The following is a 1,680-nucleotide window of genomic DNA, read 5'->3' as shown; positions in this document are numbered from 1 at the left end:
ACTGCGCCGCCCACATCTGGTGCTGGCCGACTTCGGTCGAGATGATTGGGTTGTGGGCCTTGGTCAGCGCATACAGCCGCTCGATGGCAAGCTGCGGCATGATCTCGCTGCTGCTCGGCGGATAGGCGAGGCACTGGCGGGTGCGCCAGCCCTTGATCCGCGCCTGCCATTCAGACAAGTCGCGCGGTTCATGCGCCATTGCTTCGAGCGCCTGCAGAATCTGCTGCAATACCGTGGCGCAATCGCCGACAATGCCGAGGTCGACGCGCACCGTCTTGTTGATCGATGAGCGATCAATGTCGATGTGGATTTTCTTCGAATGGGGTGAAAACGCATCGAGCCGCCCGGTCACCCGGTCATCGAAGCGCGCACCCACGCAGATCATCAGATCGGCGCGGTTCATCGCCATGTTCGCCTCGTAAGTGCCGTGCATTCCCAGCATCCCCAGCCAATCGGGATGCGCAGAGGGAAAGGCGCCAAGGCCCATCAGCGTCGATGTCACCGGCGCGCCGGTCACCGCCTGCAACTGGCGCAGCAAAGTGCTCGCCTCAGGCCCGGCATTGATGACGCCGCCGCCTGAGTAGATGATCGGGCTGCTTGCCGCGCTGATCATCCGCGCGGCCTCGGCAATGTCGACCGCCGTGCCTGCGGTGACCGGCGCATAGCGCTGGTTGGGGCGGGCGGGGGCGTCGCGGTCATGCATGGCGGTGGCGACCTGCACATCCTTGGGGATGTCGATCAGCACCGGGCCAGGGCGGCCCTTGGTGGCGATGTGGAACGCTTCGCGCACTGTCGTGGCGAGCTTTGCCGGGTCCTTGACGAGATAATTGTGCTTGGTGCAGTGGCGGGTGATGCCAATGGTGTCCGCCTCCTGAAAGGCATCGGTGCCGATCAGGTTGGTCGCGACCTGGCCGGTGATGACCACCATCGGGATCGAATCCATCAGCGCATCGGTAATGCCGGTGACCGCATTGGTTGCGCCCGGCCCTGATGTGACGAGCACCACGCCGGGCTTGCCGGTAGCGCGGGCATAGCCCTCTGCGGCATGCGCCGCCGCCTGTTCGTGCCGCACAAGGATGTGACGCAGGCTGGGGTGACCGAAGATCGCGTCGTAGATCGGCAGCACCGCGCCGCCGGGATAGCCGAAGATCACCTCGACACCCTGTTCGACCAGCGTTTCCACCAATATCTGCGCGCCGCTCAATTCGGCCATGATGCTCAGCCTTACCCGCTTGAATTTGCCCCGCTTAGACAATGCGGGGCGATGATGCAAAACCCAATCCTGCGCACGCTTGTGCGACTGCTGTCAGGACCCTTTTCGAAAATCAACCCGGCGCAGGATGCCTGCGCCGGGTTGTCGATATATCGATAGCGCCTAGCAGCAGCGCCGAATTGATGCGGCACTACGTGATATAATATGCCGTGTCAACACAAGTTTCTAAAATAAAATATCAAAATTAACGTCCAAGTTATCCGATAATATCACGTCGCAACGTCTCCAGTTCGCGGGTGGCTGGTGGCGGAACCAGGTATACTGGCGCTTGGCATAGCGCCGCGTCGCCTGCTGGCCGGCGATCAGACAGGCCGCCGCGTCGATCTCGCCGCTGTTCAGCCGTGCGATCTCAGGCACGCCGATGGCGCGCATCACCGGCAGCTCAGGGTCCAGCCGCCGCGCCAGCA

General features: G+C 62.6%; 1 protein-coding gene and 1 pseudogene. Both read right to left on the bottom strand.

The genetic code is table 11. The features are described 5' to 3' along the window. Positions 1-1,213 (bottom strand): biosynthetic-type acetolactate synthase large subunit (gene ilvB, locus ACEW8G_RS08945; protein WP_373488080.1); only part of this gene is annotated, 1,213 nt, incomplete at its 3' end. Between the two features lie 225 nt (positions 1,214-1,438). Further along, positions 1,439-1,680, bottom strand: a pseudogene (locus ACEW8G_RS08940) (tRNA (adenosine(37)-N6)-dimethylallyltransferase MiaA); the annotation flags it as partial.

This window comes from Blastomonas sp. (assembly GCF_041747255.1).
GTDB lineage: Bacteria > Pseudomonadota > Alphaproteobacteria > Sphingomonadales > Sphingomonadaceae > Blastomonas.
Note: the sequence above shows the minus strand (reverse complement) of the source record. Positions and strands in the feature narration are given on the sequence as shown.